This window comes from Photobacterium satsumensis, from assembly GCF_050336935.1.
Classification (GTDB): Bacteria; Pseudomonadota; Gammaproteobacteria; order Enterobacterales; family Vibrionaceae; genus Photobacterium; species Photobacterium satsumensis.
In genome coordinates this window covers 14,983-31,348 of record NZ_JAKJSK010000022.1, presented here as the reverse complement: position 1 = coordinate 31,348, position 16,366 = coordinate 14,983, and the positions used below count along the sequence as shown (strand labels likewise).

At 53.5% G+C, this 16,366-nt stretch carries 16 protein-coding genes; 6 read left to right on the top strand and 10 right to left on the bottom strand.

The annotated features are described in order from the left end of the window. Positions 1-64 precede the first annotated feature (64 nt). Entirely contained in the window at positions 65-445 is a 381-nt protein-coding gene (locus L4D79_RS28395) for a helix-turn-helix transcriptional regulator (RefSeq protein ID WP_255042829.1), read from the top strand. A gap of 229 nt (positions 446-674) precedes the next feature. Beyond that, the gene (locus L4D79_RS28390; RefSeq protein WP_428656937.1) at positions 675-1,079 is read left to right on the top strand and encodes a helix-turn-helix transcriptional regulator; all 405 of its coding nucleotides are present in this window, start codon (positions 675-677) and stop codon (positions 1,077-1,079) included. Between the two features lie 27 nt (positions 1,080-1,106). Here L4D79_RS28390 and ilvA read toward each other — a convergent pair whose 3' ends face one another. From ilvA to ilvG, 5 genes are all read right to left on the bottom strand, one after another. Further along, a complete protein-coding gene (gene ilvA / locus L4D79_RS28385; RefSeq protein WP_428657050.1) occupies positions 1,107-2,660 on the bottom strand; it encodes a threonine ammonia-lyase, biosynthetic in 1,554 nt (517 codons plus the stop codon). A 6-nt stretch (positions 2,661-2,666) separates the two neighbouring features. Beyond that, the gene (gene ilvD / locus L4D79_RS28380) at positions 2,667-4,508 is read right to left on the bottom strand and encodes a dihydroxy-acid dehydratase (RefSeq protein ID WP_428656935.1); all 1,842 of its coding nucleotides are present in this window, start codon (positions 4,506-4,508) and stop codon (positions 2,667-2,669) included. Positions 4,509-4,574: 66 nt separating this feature from the next. Next, positions 4,575-5,510, bottom strand: a complete 936-nt coding sequence (gene ilvE, locus L4D79_RS28375) for a branched-chain-amino-acid transaminase (RefSeq protein ID WP_428656932.1) — start codon at positions 5,508-5,510, stop codon at positions 4,575-4,577. A 20-nt stretch (positions 5,511-5,530) separates the two neighbouring features. Beyond that, positions 5,531-5,779: an acetolactate synthase 2 small subunit gene (gene ilvM / locus L4D79_RS28370; RefSeq protein ID WP_428656930.1), complete on the bottom strand. Its 249-nt coding sequence runs from the start codon at positions 5,777-5,779 to the stop codon at positions 5,531-5,533. Next, positions 5,779-7,425, bottom strand: coding sequence for an acetolactate synthase 2 catalytic subunit (ilvG, locus tag L4D79_RS28365; RefSeq protein WP_428656927.1), 1,647 nt, complete (start codon positions 7,423-7,425; stop codon positions 5,779-5,781). The genes ilvM and ilvG overlap by 1 nt, the downstream gene beginning before the upstream one ends. Before the next feature lie 415 nt (positions 7,426-7,840). Here ilvG and L4D79_RS28360 point away from each other — a divergent pair, with 415 nt between their 5' ends. Further along, positions 7,841-9,370: a YifB family Mg chelatase-like AAA ATPase gene (locus tag L4D79_RS28360; RefSeq protein WP_428656924.1), complete on the top strand. Its 1,530-nt coding sequence runs from the start codon at positions 7,841-7,843 to the stop codon at positions 9,368-9,370. An 85-nt stretch (positions 9,371-9,455) separates the two neighbouring features. Here the strand turns inward: L4D79_RS28360 and L4D79_RS28355 are convergent, their stop codons facing one another. The 5 genes from L4D79_RS28355 to L4D79_RS28335 form a co-directional block, all read right to left on the bottom strand. After that, on the bottom strand, positions 9,456-10,058 hold the full coding sequence (locus L4D79_RS28355; RefSeq protein WP_428656921.1) for a DsbA family protein: 603 nt from the start codon (positions 10,056-10,058) through the stop codon (positions 9,456-9,458). A gap of 72 nt (positions 10,059-10,130) precedes the next feature. Then, the gene (locus L4D79_RS28350) at positions 10,131-11,123 is read right to left on the bottom strand and encodes a serine/threonine protein kinase (protein ID WP_428656919.1); all 993 of its coding nucleotides are present in this window, start codon (positions 11,121-11,123) and stop codon (positions 10,131-10,133) included. Between the two features lie 109 nt (positions 11,124-11,232). Beyond that, entirely contained in the window at positions 11,233-12,657 is a 1,425-nt protein-coding gene (gene ccoG, locus L4D79_RS28345) for a cytochrome c oxidase accessory protein CcoG (RefSeq protein WP_428656917.1), read from the bottom strand. A 275-nt stretch (positions 12,658-12,932) separates the two neighbouring features. Further along, positions 12,933-13,199 (bottom strand): YihD family protein, encoded by a 267-nt coding sequence (locus L4D79_RS28340; protein ID WP_428656914.1) that lies wholly within the window; start codon positions 13,197-13,199, stop codon positions 12,933-12,935. A gap of 142 nt (positions 13,200-13,341) precedes the next feature. After that, a complete protein-coding gene (locus L4D79_RS28335) occupies positions 13,342-13,521 on the bottom strand; it encodes a hypothetical protein (protein ID WP_428656911.1) in 180 nt (59 codons plus the stop codon). 345 nt (positions 13,522-13,866) lie between these two features. Here L4D79_RS28335 and L4D79_RS28330 point away from each other — a divergent pair, with 345 nt between their 5' ends. From L4D79_RS28330 to trhA, 3 genes are all read left to right on the top strand, one after another. After that, a complete protein-coding gene (locus L4D79_RS28330) occupies positions 13,867-14,544 on the top strand; it encodes a FadR/GntR family transcriptional regulator (RefSeq protein WP_428656908.1) in 678 nt (225 codons plus the stop codon). 163 nt (positions 14,545-14,707) lie between these two features. Then, on the top strand, positions 14,708-15,496 hold the full coding sequence (locus L4D79_RS28325) for a sporulation protein (RefSeq protein ID WP_428656905.1): 789 nt from the start codon (positions 14,708-14,710) through the stop codon (positions 15,494-15,496). 135 nt (positions 15,497-15,631) lie between these two features. Beyond that, entirely contained in the window at positions 15,632-16,291 is a 660-nt protein-coding gene (trhA, locus tag L4D79_RS28320; protein ID WP_428656903.1) for a PAQR family membrane homeostasis protein TrhA, read from the top strand. Positions 16,292-16,366 lie beyond the last annotated feature (75 nt).

Below are 16,366 nucleotides of genomic sequence, written 5' to 3'. Positions count from 1 at the left end.
CTTATGTTGTGCAATCCAGTAATGAAAGCTAGGCATTATTCATTGTGTGTATTGGAGGTGTGACATGACAGATCCGAAAGCTCAAATAGCAGCCCGTATTAAAGAAGCCAGGGAATGGAAAGGCTTGACCCAGGTCCACATGGCTCAGCAACTCAAGGTCGCACGGCAGACCTATCTGGATTTGGAGACGGGTAAAACCGAGCCCAAGGTGAGGATGCTGTCGGAAATTTCGGCGATAACCGAGCGGCCATTGACCTGGTTCGTTTACGGTGATGAAGGCATTGAAATACTGGAAAGTGAGTACAAGGAAGAGATTGATCGTCTGCTGCAGTATTTTAGTCGTTTACCCCACTCTGCGAGGAACGTTATTTTGCAGCAAAGCATTAATTTGGCGGGATTTATGGCGGAGTATACCCGAGCGTTAACCCAGCGAGATAAGTCATAAAGTGGTCAGAGTTGTGTCGGTGTATGCCGACATAAAGGTTTGCGTTGTGTCTTAATAGCTGGTCAACGAAGGGAGGGAGTCACAGTTTATAAACTTGCCTGTTATGTAAACCATTGTCCTTAATGAATAATCATCATATGAATGACATTATACTCATTAAGGAAGTGAGATATTCCTCCCTGTTGCCCAGTGTATGGTCTGTGGGTGGGAGGGTATACGTGGGGAAGCTATGGAACAGGTAAAATCGTGGGTTGCACAAAAAATCAAGGATGCGCGGGAATGGAAAGGGATCTCGCAGGTTGCGATGGCCAAGCATCTGGATGTTGCCAGACAAACGTATCTGGATCTCGAGTCGGGAAAAACGGAGCCGAGGATTTCCACCTTGGTGAGGATTGCAGAACTGACCGATCAACCGCTCGGGTGGTTTGTGTTTGATATCCAGCGTCCGGAGATGCAGCATGAACAGCTAAAATCAGAGTTGATCCAGCTTTCTGTGCTTTACGAGAAACTCTCCGAGCCATTACGCAGTAAACTGTTGGCTTGCCATATCAACCAGCTCAAAGTGGTTATCGAACATCTTGATATGGAAGGTGACGGAGAAGAAAACAAAGCAGCCACAGGGGCTGCCTTGTAATCGTATTGGATGGTGCGGGGCCTGTCCCTACTGGGCCAGAAAGAACTGGTAAGCGGGGTTGTCTGTTTCGTCTTTCCAGCTGTAGCCGAGCTCTCGCAGGTGGCTGGTAAAGGACAGCAAATCTTGCTCTTCCAACTCAAACCCACACAACACCCGGCCATAATCAGCACCATGGTTGCGGTAGTTGAACAGGCTGATATTCCAGTGGGTGCCCAAGGTATTGAGGAACTTGAGCAGGGCACCGGGATACTCCGGAAACTCAAAACTGTACAGCCGCTCTTTCAATGGCTTGGAAGGCCGGCCACCAATCATATACCGGACATGGACCTTGGCCATTTCGTCATCGGATAAATCGACCACCGGGTAGCCGCCCTTGCGCAAGTCGGCAATGATGTTATCAAGCTCTTCCTGTCCCTGGATCAACCTTACCCCGACAAAGACATTGGCCAAGCTGTCGTTGTTGTAACGGTAGTTGAATTCGGTAACCGCACGGCCGCCAAGGATGTGGCAGAAATCGAGAAACGCCCCCGGACGCTCGGGAATCGTGACGGCCAGCAAGCCCTCCCGCTTCTCACCCAACTCGCAGCGCTCCGAGACATAGCGCAAGCCGTGGAAGTTGAGATTCGCCCCCGATAGTACTGCGGCAAGTTGTTTGTCTTTGAGCTGGTGGCGTTCGGCAAACTTCTTCAGCCCGGCCAGAGACAGGGCACCTGAAGGTTCGGCGATCGCTCGGGTGTCTTCGAAGATATCTTTGACCGCCGAGCAGATTTCATCGCTGCTGACGGTGATGGAATCATCGAGGTATTGCTGGCACAGGCGGAAAGTCTCTTCGCCGATGCGTTTTACTGCAACACCATCGGCAAACATACCGACTTGCTCTAGGGTGACCGGCTCCCCGGCATCCAGAGCTGCGCGTAGGCAGGCCGAATCCTCGGCCTCGACCCCGATAATTTTGATTTGCGGCATCAGCTGCTTGATAAGCACGGCAACCCCGGCCGCAATGCCCCCGCCACCGACTGGGACAAAGATATAGTCTAGATGACCATTTTGTTGCACCAGCTCAACCCCAATCGTGCCTTGCCCGGCAATCACGGCTGGGTGATCGAAAGGCGGGATGAAGGTATAACCGTGCTGGCCGGCGAGCATTTCGGCGTGGGCCTTGGCTTCATCGAAGTTGCCGCCGTGTAAGACGACCTTGCCGCCGAAACCGCGGACCGCATCCACTTTGATATCCGGGGTCGTACGTGGCATGACAATCGTCGCCGATACACCAAGGTGCTTGCCTGACATCGCCAGACCCTGGGCATGGTTACCTGCTGAAGCGGCAATCACCCCAGCCTGGCGCTGGGCCTCGGTAAGTTGGGACATCATGTTATAGGCACCGCGTAGCTTGAACGAGTGGACCGGTTGGCGGTCTTCTCGCTTAAGTTGTACGTGGTTGCCGATCCGTGCTGCCAGACGATCCATCGTTTGTAACGGGGTGACTTGCGCCACCTCATACACCGGGGCACGGAGAATATCGCGAAGGTAATCGGCTCCGCTTAACAGCTCTACATCCTTGGCCTGGGTTACTTCGCTCATCATGTTTTATCCTTCTAGTTTCGATTTATCACGCACAGCCCCTTGGTCGGCGCTGGTGGCGAGGTTGGCGTAGGCACGTAGGGCAAAAGAGACTTCGCGCTGGCGGTCTAGTGGCTTCCAGCCTCGTAGCTCTGTTTGTGCTCGGCGACTGGCCAGTGTGGCGTCATCAACCTGTAGGTCGATACTGCGGTTCGGGATATCGATGGCAATGGTGTCGCCATTTTCAATCAAACCAATGGTACCGCCGCTGGCTGCTTCCGGCGAGACGTGACCGATCGACAAGCCACTGGTTCCGCCGGAGAAACGTCCGTCGGTGATCAGGGCACACTCTTTGCCCAGCCCCATCGATTTGAGGTAAGTGGTTGGGTAGAGCATTTCTTGCATGCCCGGGCCGCCTTTCGGTCCTTCGTAGCGAATAACGACGACATCGCCGGCTTTCACTTTGCCGGCTAAGATACCTTCCACTGCGGTTTCCTGGCTTTCGAATACCACAGCCGGGCCGGTAAAGGTCAGGCAGCTCTCATCAACACCGGCGGTTTTCACGATACAACCGTCGAGTGCCATATTGCCGGAAAGTACGGCCAGGCCACCGTCTTGGCTGAAGGCATGTTCTTTGTTGCGGATACAGCCATTTTCGCGGTCGTCATCCAGGCTGTCCCAGCGGCAGTCTTGCGAGAAGGCTTGGGTAGTACGGATCCCTGCAGGCCCGGCGCGGAAGAAGGATTTCACTTCCTCGGACTGGGTCTGAACGATATCGTAGTGCTTGAAGCTTTCCGAGAACTGCTCACCCAGGATGTTGTAGCAATCATTGTGGAATAAATCGGCGCGATCGAGCTCGGCAAGAATGCTGTATACCCCACCCGCACGGTGGACATCTTCCATGTGGTATTTCTGGGTTGATGGTGCCACTTTACATAGGTGCGGTACGCGGCGTGACATGCGATCGATGTCTTCCATGGTGAAGTCAATTTCACCTTCCTGCGCGGCTGCCAAGAGGTGGAGTACGGTATTGGTCGAGCCGCCCATGGCAATATCGAGGGCCATGGCGTTTTCGAAGGCTTGCTTGGTCGCAATGTTGCGAGGCAATGCGCTTTCATCATCTTGTTCGTAGTAGCGTTTGGTGAGTTCAACCACCCGCTTACCAGCGTTAATGAACAGCTGCTCACGATCGGCATGGGTAGCCAGCATCGAACCATTACCCGGTTGGCTCAGACCCAGGGCTTCGGTCAGGCAGTTCATCGAGTTGGCAGTGAACATCCCCGAGCATGACCCGCAGGTCGGACAGGCGGAGCGTTCGATCTGCTCGCTCTGCTCGTCGGACACATTAGGATCGGCACCCTGGATCATGGCATCGACCAGATCGAGCTTGAGGATCTGATCCGACAGTTTGGTCTTGCCGGCTTCCATTGGGCCGCCGGACACAAAAATCACCGGAATATTGAGGCGCAGTGAAGCCATCAACATCCCCGGGGTGATTTTGTCGCAGTTCGAGATACACACCATGGCATCGGCACAGTGGGCGTTGACCATGTACTCGACCGAGTCGGCGATCAGCTCGCGCGATGGCAGCGAGTAAAGCATCCCGCCGTGGCCCATAGCGATACCATCATCAACGGCAATGGTGTTAAATTCTTTGGCGATACCGCCCGCCGCTTCAATTTCCTTCGCGACTAACTGGCCCAGATCCTTAAGGTGGACGTGGCCCGGAACAAATTGGGTGAACGAATTCACCACCGCAATAATTGGCTTGCCGAAATCTTCATCTTTTACGCCGGTGGCGCGCCATAGGGCACGGGCACCAGCCATATTGCGGCCGTGGGTGGTGGTGGCGGAACGGTACTTGGGCATAACGATAAATCCTTTTGCTGTATTGCATGGCCGGTGCGGTTTGGTCACCGGCCGCTGAGTCAGTGTTTACTTGTCGGCAGGGTAAACGTAGTCAAGCCAACCCCACTTGTCTTCGGTGGTACCATTGAACAGGCCGAAGTAGGCCTCCTGTAGCACCTTGGTCACCGGACCGCGCTTGCCTTCACCGACGGTGATCTGATCGACGCTGCGGACCGGGACGATTTCAGCCGCGGTACCGGTCATGAATATTTCGTCGGCAAGGTAAAGGGCTTCGCGGGCAATGTTCTCTTCGCGGACTTCATAACCACGCTCTTTGGCTAGGATCATGATGGTATCGCGAGTGATACCCGGCAAGATGGCGCTGGTCGCAGGTGGAGTCGACAGGATACCGTTGCGAATGACAAACAGGTTTTCTCCGGCACCTTCAGATAGGTAGCCGTCAACGCTCAGGGCGATCCCCTCGGCATAGCCATGGCGACGGGCTTCACCGCCAACCAATAGTGATGACAGGTAGTTACCACCGGCTTTGGCCGCGGTTGGGATAGTATTCGGCGCAGCACGGTTCCAGCTGGAGATCATGGCATCGACCCCACTTTCCAGCGCTTCTTCACCAAGGTATGACCCCCAAGGGAAGGCGGCAACCATGACATCCATTTCGGTGTCCACCGGTGGGCAGACACCCAGGCCAACATTACCGACATAGGCAAGTGGGCGGATATAGGCAGAGTCGAGCTTATTCACCCGTAATGTTTCACGGCATACTTCCATCAGTTCGTCAGCGCTATACGGGATCGGGAAGCGGTATATTTTGGCTGAGTTCTTCAGGCGATCCATATGTTCTTTGTGACGGAAGATCGCCGGACCTTTCGGGGTGTTGTAGCAGCGGATACCTTCGAAGACCGAGGTGCCGTAGTGCATAGCATGCGTTAGCACGTGCACCTTGGCGTCGCCCCAAGGCATCATTTCACCGTTGAACCAAATAAAATCCGCTGTGTTGGCCATGTTTGTTCCTTCCTTAAAATCTAATCTCGGTTAGCTACGAGTGTGGTTTCTACGGTACGAATATCCCAGAGTTTTTCGATTTGGTTGATCAGCGTCGTTATCGGACGGTCGCTGTCGACAAGGATTTCGATACTGGCGATTTTGCTTGCGTGGTTTTGGGTTGCATTCACTTGTTTTATCACAAAACCACGGTGACGGATCACACGCAAGATACGTTCTAGTAATACTGGCTTATCGTCTGCTTTGATGTCGAGTAAATATCTGTCCATTAAGTATTCTCCAGCATATCTTGATTTGCCGCGCCAGGTGGTACGAGGGGCCATACATTGTCTTCTTCAGAAATCAATACATGGAGTAAGTAAGCCGTCTTGCTTGCCATCATCTCCTTCAGTGCCGGCTCCACCTCTTCTTTTCGGGTGATGGTTTTGCCCGGGATATCGAAGGCTTTGGCCAGCATCACAAAGTCAGGATTATCATCGAGGATGGTTTCGCTGTGGCGGCCATCGAAGAACAGGGACTGCCATTGACGCACCATACCCAGACGTTGGTTGTTGATCAGGACCATCTTGACCGGGATCTGGCGTCGCTTGAGGGTACCCAGCTCCTGGATATTCATCATGAACGAGCCGTCGCCGGTGATCAGGATAGATTCGTCATCCGGACGGGCTACCTTGGCGCCCATTGCGGCTGGCAGGCCGAACCCCATGGTACCGAGGCCGGCTGAAGTGATGTAATTCTGTGGCTCGCGGGGCTGCATATGCTGGGCCGCCCACATTTGGTGCTGACCGACATCGGTCGAGATCATGGCACTGTCAGGCATCATGTCTGACAGCTGTTTCATTAGTCGCGGGGCATAGATCAAATCGCCCGGATGGTCGTAGCGCCATTTGTTTTGCTGGCGCAAACTGGCGGTATAGTCAACCCAGTCATTGATGTTTTGGCTCAGCTCTAGCTGCGGCAGGATGGTATTGATATCACCGCGTAACGGGGCATGGGCATGGCGTAATTTGTTGAACTCGGCAGCATCGATATCGATATGGATCACCTTGGCGTGAGGCGCGAAGGTATCCAGTTTACCGGTCACCCGGTCATCGAAACGGGCACCAACGACAATCAGCAGGTCACACTCCTGAACCACCAAGTTGGCGGTTTTGGTGCCGTGCATGCCCAGCATGCCCAAGTAGTGCGGATCGTGGCGTTCAATAGTGCCCAGCCCTTTGAGGGTGCTGACGGATGGCATCGGGTTCATGGCAAGGAAAGTGCGCACGGTATGGGTGGCTTTGGCTAACTGGACACCCCCGCCGACGTAAAGGACCGGATGCTGGCTGGCAGATAATAGCTGCTGGGCGGTGGCGATTTGATCGGCTGAAGCCATAGGCAGTGCTGGTGGGGTGATCGGTGTCAAATCGCCATCTGGTGCCTGGGCGAGCTGGACATCTTTGGCGATGTCGACGACGACTGGACCCGGTCGACCGGCTTTGGCAACTTCAAATGCCTCGGCTAGGGTCGGGATCAGATCGTCGATATCGGTCACCAGATAGCTGTGCTTAGCACAGGCCAGCGACATGCCGATCACATCCATTTCCTGAAAGGCATCGGTGCCTATGTGTGAACTGGCAACTTGCCCTGTGATGGCGACAATCGGCACTGAATCGAGGAAGGCATCGGCCAGTCCTGTCATCAGGTTGGTGGCTCCGGGACCTGATGTGGCCATGCATACTGCCACGTCCTGTGTTGCCCTGGCCATACCGATAGCGGCCATGGCAGCGCCTTGTTCGTGGCGGCACAGAATGTGCTCGACGCCACCGTCATAGAGGGCATCATAGATGGGCATGATGGCACCACCTGGATAGCCAAATATTGTTTTGATCCCCTGCTTCTGCAGCGCCGCTACGACTAACTCTGCTCCCGTCATCGCTGCTCTCCCCTGTTTCCTTGCCTGCGACATGCTGATTGATGTGTTGGTTTAATCAGCAAGTTTCATTAAATAGTCCAAAAAAAAGCCCCCTGGCCTGTTGGCTTAGGGGGCTTCTCTGCGTTTGTATGCTTGTCAGCTAATTTACGCCTGCCCGACCCCCTCGTAGTGAAATAAGCACCACGATGACGTTGATAATGAGTAGGAGGGCGTTGGCCATAAATTGCATTGACTGTCTGTCCGATTTTTATGTTTAGACGTTGTGTTAACCTAGTGGTAACACAGACATCGCTCGCATGACAAGAAAAAATTCAAAATTAATTTGCAATTCGACTGCATAAATAGGCTATTGATGAAACGTATTTGGTGAAAGTTTTTAACTTTTTTGTTTGAAATAACAGCAGGATGACGACAGATGAACCTTGCCATAATTCATAGCCGTGCCAGCGTCGGGGTGGAGGCCCCTGCCGTCACCGTTGAGGTGCATATCAGCAATGGAATGCCGGCCTTCCAGCTAGTTGGCCTGCCGGAAACCAGTGTTAAGGAAGCCAAGGACAGGGTGCGAAGTGCCATCGTCAATGCCGGGTTCGAGTTTCCGTCCCGGCGTATTACGGTCAACTTGGCACCTGCAGATTTACCCAAGGAAGGAGGCCGATTCGATTTGCCCATCGCACTAGGCATCCTTGCCGCCTCGGAGCAGATACCAGCAAATAAGCTACAAGGTTTTGAATTTTTAGGGGAGTTGGCGCTGTCCGGTGAGTTGCGTCCGGTCAAGGGAGCCCTGCCCGCGGCCTTAGCTGCCGGGCAGGCCAGGCGCTGCTTGGTGGTGCCCGATGGCAATGGTGATCAAGTCGCGTTGGTCGGCAAGGAGTGTCATAAATCGGCACCGAGCTTATTGGTCGTCTGTGCCCACTTGCACGGCCAAGGGGGGCTCGCTCTGGCACAATCACAAAATCTCGATGTGGAAGATAGCCGATCACCAGAGCGGGATATGCAGGATATTATCGGCCAGCAACAGGGCAAGCGAGCATTGGAGATAGCTGCGGCGGGTGGCCATAACCTGCTATTTCTTGGGCCGCCCGGGACCGGAAAAACCATGCTGGCCTCGCGGTTGTGTGACTTGTTACCTGCGATGTCTATCGAGGAGGCGATGGAAACGGCAGCGGTGGCTTCGTTAACCCAACAGCAAATTCATGAGGGCAACTGGCGCCGGCGCCCCTTTCGTACCCCCCATCATTCCAGTTCGATGGCTGCCTTGGTCGGTGGCGGCTCGGTGCCCCGCCCCGGTGAGATCTCTCTTGCCCATAACGGTATCCTGTTCCTTGATGAGATGCCGGAGTTTGAGCGCAAGGTGCTGGACTCGCTGCGTGAGCCATTGGAATCCGGCGAGATAGTCATTTCCCGCGCCACCAGCAAAACCACGTTTCCAGCCAGGTTCCAGATAATTGGCGCACTGAATCCCAGTCCCACCGGTTTTTATGAGGGCAACCAGTCGCGGACCAACCCCCAGGCTATATTGCGCTACCTCAGCCGGTTGTCGGGCCCGCTGCTGGACCGCTTTGATATGTCGATTGAGATCCCGGCTTTGCCGAGGGGGACCTTGGCTGATGGCGGTGATAGGGGCGAGCCCAGTACGGTGATCCGTGAGCGGGTGCTGGAGGCGCGCGAGATCATGTTGCAGCGCAACGGCCGGGTCAATGCCCTGCTGGGCACCCGCGAGCTGGATAGGTTCTGCAAGCTTGATAGGCAAGACGCCGAATTTCTCGAAACGGCCCTGCATCAGCTCGGGTTGTCCATTCGTGCCTACCACCGGATCATCAAGGTGGCGAGAACCATCGCCGATCTATCGGGGTGTGAGGCCATTGAGCGTCGGCACCTTGCCGAGGCCTTGGGTTACCGGGCGATGGACAGGTTATTGCGTCAGTTGACGGCACAGGCGGTGTAGCGAGAGAAGTGTGTCGCTGAAAGGAGACATAGAAAAATAAAAAAGGCCCGTAGGCCTTTTTTATCTTTTATTGGTATGTGCTGGCTTATTTGGTCAGCAGGTAGTTCACCAATTCGAAGTACTCGTCGATGGATTTGACCTTGCCGGCCTCAACCAGATACTTATTGTTGACGATGATGGCTGGAACACCGGTTAGGCCGCTGTCCTGGAAGGCTTTGTTGAAACGGTTTACCATCGAGTTCACGGCAAAGCTGTTGAAAGCGCCGTCGAAGTCTTCTGCACTGACACCTTCATCCAAGAAGATCTGGCGCAGTTCGTTGTCGTTGCGTGGAGGCTTTTGCATGTCATGGACACGGGCAAACAGTACCGGTGTGATTTTGTTTTCGACACCAAGCACCACAGAAGTCGCGTAGGCCTTGCTCATCGATTTGCCCATATTGCCGCCCATGAACGATACGTGGTTCTTCTGCAGCTTGGCATTGTCCGGCAGGTTTTTCTTCAGCTGCTGGATGATCGGTTCGAAGCTATTGCAGTGTGGGCAGTAGAACGAGAAAAACTCGGTCACGATAGGGCTGCTGGATTTTGGCAGATCCAAGACCTTGTAATATTCCCCTTCGGTAAATTTCGCCGCCTGTACTGATAGTGACAGCAGTGCCACGCTGGCAAAAGCTAGGATCTTCTTAAACATGAATCAAATTACTCCCTTAAATCAAAGTTCTGAAATAACGAGGTTATTTCTCCGGTGTGGTGATTAGTATTATTACCATTGCGGCATCAGTTGCAATGGCGGCTCATTGAGGGCTGCCAGCTGCTCCTTGAATGCCAAAACTTGGCCTTCCCAGTACTTGGCATCGGCAAACCACGGGAATGCGTGTGGGAAAGCGGGATCTTCCCAGCGTCGTGCCAACCATGCCATGTAATGTACCATTCTAAGACCGCGCAAAGGCTCGATCAGTTGCAACTGTTTTTGATCGAAATCGGCAAATTCACAATAGGCTTCCAGAATGGTATCCAGCTGGGCTAGTTGGTCGTGGCGATCGCCGTTGAGCAGCATCCACAAATCCTGGACGGCTGGGCCATTACGGGCATCGTCCAAATCGACGAATAGCGGGCCGTCACGCCAGAGGATATTGCCGGGGTGACAGTCGCCATGCAGGCGGATTGACTGCCAATCAGTTTGCCACTGCTGCTCGAGCTCGCGGATCAGGGTATCGAGATCAGAAAAAAATGCATGCTTGAGGTGATCGGGGATCATTGCAGATTGTTCGAGTACCTGACGAGGCTGATAAAGGTACTCATCAAGCCCAATGGTCGGGCGGTGTTGGAATGTCGTACGTTGACCGACTTGGTGGATCCGGCCAAGGAAACGACCGACCCATTCCAGCTGGTCAAAGTTGTCGACCTCGAACTGGCGCCCTCCCACGCTTGGAAATAAGGCCAAGCGGTGGTTCTGATGAAATGGATGCAGCGTGCGGCCATCAATCTTGATCGGGGCGGCAACGGGGATTTCCTGTTCGACCAGCTCCAGTGTGAACTGGTGTTCTTCATCGATTTGCTCGTTGGTCCAGCGCTGGGGGCGATAGAATTTTGTGACATAGCGGGCACCGTCTTCGGCGACAAACTGGTAAACCCGGTTCTCATAGCTGTTGAGCGGAAGCAGGCCGGATTCAGCTCGAATGCCGATGCTGTCGAGGGCATCAAGCAATAAGTCTGGGTTCAGGTCGGCAAAGTTGAAGCCGTGTTGTTGTGTCATCGTGACTTTCCACTAGGTACAGAGTGTACGCAATTATAACATCATAATAAGAAAGGGCCTTTTATGGCCCTTTCTTTACACTATTTTTCACTCTTTGTTGGTGGTCTCGCTAGCGCAGCTCGCCAATAAAGCGGCTTTCGGTCTGGATTTGGTGACCGTCGCCCTCCCGTGTCAGGGTAAAGGTGATATCGGCAATATTGCCTTGCAGCAGATAGGGATCAACCCCGAGGCTTACCGGCAAGGTATAGATCTCTCCGGCGGTGACATTGATTTGCTGCGGACCGTACCACTCAACCTCTTCGAGACCACTGACCGCGAGGGTATAGCGGGTATCTTGCTGGGTTTTATTGAGGATCTTGAGGGTATAGGTATTTTCCACCAAGCCTTCGTTGTTGATCCGGAACAGCTGACTGCGGTCGCGGATCACATCCAGCCCCATGGGTTGTACTGATGCGAGCAGATAGAAAAACAGGCCGATCATCGCCAGCATCACACCGCCATAGCCGAGCAGCTTGGGCCGCATGACATGGGTGTTGTGCCCCTCCAGTTTGTGCTCGGTGGTGTAGCTGATCAGGCGTTTGTCATAGCCCATACGTGTCATGGTTTCATCGCAAGCATCGACACAGGCACCACAGTTGATGCATTCATATTGCAGGCCGTCACGGATATCGATCCCCGTCGGGCAGACCTGCACGCAGAGGTTGCAGTCGATACAGTCACCGAGGCCGAGCGTTTTGGGATCTTTCTTGCGCGGTCTTGGGCCTCGGGTTTCACCACGCGCAATATCGTAGCCAACGATATAGGTGTCCTTGTCAAACATCGCTGATTGGAAACGGGCATAAGGGCACATATGGATACAGACAATCGAGCGCATCCAGCCGGCGTTGGCATAGGTACAGCCGGTAAAGAACAGCACCCAGAAGCCAGCCCAGAAGCTGGTACCGAAGGTAAAGAAATCAACAACCAAGGATTTGACGGGCAGGAAGTAGCCGACAAACGTCAGGCCGGTAATGAGGGCGACGGCCAGCCAGGCAATGTGCTTGAGGATTTTACGGCCAATGAGCTTGGCGGTGGGTTTCATGCTGTCTTGTTTACGGCGCTTGTTGGCGGGGCCCTCGAGTTTTTCTTCGCACCAGATATAGATGAATGTCCAGACTGTCTGGGGGCAGAAGTAGCCGCACCATACCCGTCCAAGGAAGGTGGTGACAAAAAACAGGGCAAAAGCGGCAATCATAAACAGGGTGGCCAGCAGGGTCAGATCCTGGGGCCAAAGGGTGGTGCCGAAAAAATGGAATTGTTGCTGGCCGATATCGAGCAAGATCGCCTGGCGGTCGCCGTAGGGGATCCACGGTAGTCCCATAAATAGCAGCATCAGTAGCCAGCCCATACGGCGGCGCAGTTGCTGGTAAATCCCTTTGGCGGCCCGGACATAAATCCGGTTTCCGGGATTGAAGCGGTCAGCCTTCCCTTTGTGGGTCTTGGGGTTGACCGTCGGCGGGGTGACATCCTTAATCTTTATTTTCTCTTGGGTCATGACATTACTTTCCTTGGATGCTGCTTCACAGGCAGCGCTCGGCCAGTACGTTGCCGGCCAGTACGTTGTAATCGTAAAGTTGGAATTGGTAAATAAATGTTACCGGCAGAGTATATCCCAGGCGGGAGCATGAATACTCTAGCAAGGTCATAAATTAGACAACGGATGCCGGAGAGTGTGAGGTGACGGGGATGGAGAGGCTGGTATAAAGGAGAGAAAGTCTGAGCAGCAAAGAAAGCCGGAACATGCTGGGCCTGAGTGGCCCAGCACTGGGATCACTTGATGACGCCGCGAGCGCGCAAGATAGCGGTCTTGAAGTCGTCTTCACAATCCTTGGCAATACCCGGGATCATTTCCTGCTTCTCGCTGTTACGCATCTTCAGGTGGTAGATAAGGATATCGTCAGTCAGATCTTCCAGCTTGCCTTCGTACTTGGCTTCTTGTGCTAGTTTCAGCAAGAACTCCACTAGGTTCATGTCTGGTTCTTTGAGCCATTCAGGGTGGATGAGCTCGATCATTTCATTGACGCGATGGGTCTTCATAACAACTCCGCTTAGTAAAGGCTGGTTAACTGTATGGTTATTATTTTTAGTGGGATAACGGTATAACAAAGCAAGGACGGATACAAACCGGTAGATGCAAATAAAAGGGCAGCCCGGAGGCTGCCCTGAACACGAAGTGTTACTACGCTGCTTGTTCGCTATCGCTGCTGATGATGTCGGCCTGTTGAGAGGCTGGGATCACAGACAGCGGCTGAATGGCGGCTTTGGTTGTTTTGCTTTTTAGCGTTGGGGCGTGAGAGGTACTACGCAGGCGGGATGGGCTGCGAGGTGTGCTGTACCTGACAAACGAGGCTGGGCGCATGATTTACCTATTGGTCAGGCGCTTCCGTGGCCAGGGTGAATATAATATTTCTGCATCTTTATTGTTGGCAGGGCCGTTCCTGTGCGGAAATAAAATGGTGTTTAATTTTCGCGGCGAGAATAGCAACAACCTATCATTAAGTCGAGTGTTATTTGACCGCCGTTTAAGGGGCTTAACTCTCGTTTTTTACTGGGCCTTGCAAGCGAAATGTTACCCGTCTCGTCATCTGTGAAGATAAGCTGTTTATCTGGTTTCACTTTGTGGTCTAATGCAGCCATTACTGGCAATAAGGGCCTGTCTGGTAAGTAACGGCAGGACAATAACTACAGCCTCTGGAGGGAGTTAATGGATCACGATCAGCAGCGACGAGTTACCAGCCGTAACTTGTCCTATAAACTGGCAGAGTCAATCGGGCAACAGATCTTGCGTGGGGAGACCGCACCGGGAGATATTCTACCGGGTGAAGTGGAGCTGGGCGAAATGTACGGTGTCAGCCGGACCGCTATCCGCGAAGCAATCAAAATGCTGGCGGCTAAAGGAATGGTATTGCCCCGCCCGCGTATCGGTACCCGGGTATTGCCAAAGCGAAACTGGAATTATCTGGATCAAGATCTGCTGGCTTGGCTCAACTTCGAGCAGCATGGTGAACTGGTTTCTGAATTCCAGCGGGTAAGGATATCGCTTGAGCCTGAGGCTGCCGCCCTGACCGCCATCAATGCCAATGAGGCTGATCGCCAAGAATTATGTAACCTGATGGCCGAGATGCATGCCTTGGGTGAAAAGTTTGACCAAGATCGTTGGGTCGAAGTCGATACCCGCTACCACCAGCTGATTTACTTTGCCTCGGGTAATCATTTTATCAGTCCGTTCGGCAACTTGTTCAAAGCCGTGTTTGAGAGCTATTTCAGGGTGATCACCCGCGAGAAGTTGCTCAAGCTGGAGCTGCACCAGCAAGTCGTTGATGGCATTATGGCCCGCGATCCGGAAGCCGCCAGACAGGCCACTATCGAACTGCTGCGCTAATCCGACAAAACGAAGCTAAGGCTTCGTTTTTTTGTTTGTGCACCAGATCGCTAAGTCTGCCCTTGCGGCAACAGGGTGTTCACTGCAATATAAGTATCATTTCATATTGATAGTGCACATTCGACCGTAGAGGTCATGTGTATGCAGCAAAGGAGATGCTCTGATGTCATTATTCCGCAAAAGCTTGGCCAGCCTTGGCATTGGTTCAGCTCGGGTCGATACCGTGCTACCACAGGACGTATTGATCCCGGGTGACCCCTTGACGGTCGATGTGCAGGTGCATGGCGGAAAGGTAGAGCAGAAAATCGACAATATCCTCTTGTTCTTGTGTTGCCGCTACGAAGAAGAAGTGGAGACCAGTCGGGGGGATAGCCAGCACCGCAAGGAAAAGATCACCCAAACTTGTCGCTTGGCCGAGTGGTCACTGCCCTACTCGTTTGTTATTGGTGCCAATGAAGAACGTCATTTCGATGTGAGTTTGCCGCTGCCTTTCAATACGCCTATCACCATTGGTGATTCCCATGTCTGGCTCGAAACACACCTTGATATGCCATTGGCCTTTGATGCCAAGGATAAAGATCTGCTGACTGTCAGACCCGATCCCCTGTTGGACGGCGTCTTTTCTGCCCTAGAGCTGGCAGGGCTTCGGATCCGTCAAGTGGAATGCGAAGCGGCCAAGGGATTTGCCCTGCCGTTTGTCCAGGAGTTTGAGTTCGTGCCGGTATCCGGCCCCTACCATGGCCGCTGGCGTGAACTGGAGGTCGTGGCCTTCCGTGATGAATCGGGCCTGCAGATGTGGTTTGAAATCGACCGGCGCCAGCGTGGCTTCAGCGGCATGTTATCGGGCATGCTTGGCCGTGGTGAGCTCAAGCGGTACTGTGAAATCCCAGCCAGTTTGCACCCACAGCAAGCGGGCGAGCGGGTGTTGGCCTTTTTAGATCAGGCAACCTAGTTTGGCCTGGGCTGTGGCCTCGATCTCGAACTAAGCGCGATAGATGAAAAACACCCATTTCAGCTTACACCTGTAAGCCAAATATGCCATACTGCTGATCAATTGAGCATAAACTCTATATTGAGGACAACAGCAATGGCAAAGCCGTTGGCGACTGAGTCGGGATATTCGGTCACGGAGGAAGTAGCAAACAGTATCAGCCATGGCCTTGGCATGGTGTTTGGGATCATCGGCTTGGTTTTGTTGCTGATGCAGGCAGTCAGTGCCGGTGCCGATGCGTTGAGCATTACCAGCCTGAGTATCTATGGCGCCAGTATGATTTTGCTCTACCTGGCGTCCACCCTTTATCATGCCATCCCTTACGAACGGGCCAAGCGGGCACTGAAGACCTTTGATCATTGTGCTATTTATCTGTTGATTGCCGGGACTTATACCCCGTTTCTCCTGATCACTCTGCGCACCCCGCTGGCGATCACCTTGATGGCGGTGATCTGGGGGATCGCCCTGATCGGTATTGTGCTGAAAATCGCCTTTGTTTATCGCTTCAAGCGACTGTCACTGGCAACCTATCTGACCATGGGGTGGCTGTCACTGATCGCGGTGTACCCACTGGCGACGTCTTTGGCGACTGGTGGCTTGGTTTTGCTGGCGGCGGGCGGGATCGTGTATTCGGTGGGGGTGGTGTTTTATGTCAACAAGCGTATCCCCTATAACCATGCAATCTGGCACGTGTTTGTGCTGGGTGGAACGGTCTGCCACTTCCTGGCGATTTATTACTACGTTAAGCCGGTGTAAGCACACCGATTAATCGGATTATCTCGCATGTAAAAAGAGAGCCAAGCGGCTCTCTTTTTTGTTTCTGGCTGTTTC

What these genes read in the sequence shown, in the direction of transcription:
- L4D79_RS28335 (WP_428656911.1), bottom strand. Translation starts at nt 13,521, where the DNA reads ATGCGCCCAGCCTCGTTTGTCAGGTACAGCACACCTCGCAGCCCATCC.
- L4D79_RS28395 (WP_255042829.1), top strand. Translation starts at nt 65, where the DNA reads ATGACAGATCCGAAAGCTCAAATAGCAGCCCGTATTAAAGAAGCCAGG.
- ilvA (WP_428657050.1), bottom strand. Translation starts at nt 2,660, where the DNA reads ATGAGCGAAGTAACCCAGGCCAAGGATGTAGAGCTGTTAAGCGGAGCC.
- ilvM (WP_428656930.1), bottom strand. Translation starts at nt 5,779, where the DNA reads ATGGACAGATATTTACTCGACATCAAAGCAGACGATAAGCCAGTATTA.
- L4D79_RS28355 (WP_428656921.1), bottom strand. Translation starts at nt 10,058, where the DNA reads ATGTTTAAGAAGATCCTAGCTTTTGCCAGCGTGGCACTGCTGTCACTA.
- trhA (WP_428656903.1), top strand. Translation starts at nt 15,632, where the DNA reads ATGGCAAAGCCGTTGGCGACTGAGTCGGGATATTCGGTCACGGAGGAA.
- ilvE (WP_428656932.1), bottom strand. Translation starts at nt 5,510, where the DNA reads ATGGCCAACACAGCGGATTTTATTTGGTTCAACGGTGAAATGATGCCT.
- L4D79_RS28350 (WP_428656919.1), bottom strand. Translation starts at nt 11,123, where the DNA reads ATGACACAACAACACGGCTTCAACTTTGCCGACCTGAACCCAGACTTA.
- L4D79_RS28340 (WP_428656914.1), bottom strand. Translation starts at nt 13,199, where the DNA reads ATGAAGACCCATCGCGTCAATGAAATGATCGAGCTCATCCACCCTGAA.
- ccoG (WP_428656917.1), bottom strand. Translation starts at nt 12,657, where the DNA reads ATGACCCAAGAGAAAATAAAGATTAAGGATGTCACCCCGCCGACGGTC.
- L4D79_RS28390 (WP_428656937.1), top strand. Translation starts at nt 675, where the DNA reads ATGGAACAGGTAAAATCGTGGGTTGCACAAAAAATCAAGGATGCGCGG.
- L4D79_RS28360 (WP_428656924.1), top strand. Translation starts at nt 7,841, where the DNA reads ATGAACCTTGCCATAATTCATAGCCGTGCCAGCGTCGGGGTGGAGGCC.
- ilvD (WP_428656935.1), bottom strand. Translation starts at nt 4,508, where the DNA reads ATGCCCAAGTACCGTTCCGCCACCACCACCCACGGCCGCAATATGGCT.
- L4D79_RS28325 (WP_428656905.1), top strand. Translation starts at nt 14,708, where the DNA reads ATGTCATTATTCCGCAAAAGCTTGGCCAGCCTTGGCATTGGTTCAGCT.
- L4D79_RS28330 (WP_428656908.1), top strand. Translation starts at nt 13,867, where the DNA reads ATGGATCACGATCAGCAGCGACGAGTTACCAGCCGTAACTTGTCCTAT.
- ilvG (WP_428656927.1), bottom strand. Translation starts at nt 7,425, where the DNA reads ATGACGGGAGCAGAGTTAGTCGTAGCGGCGCTGCAGAAGCAGGGGATC.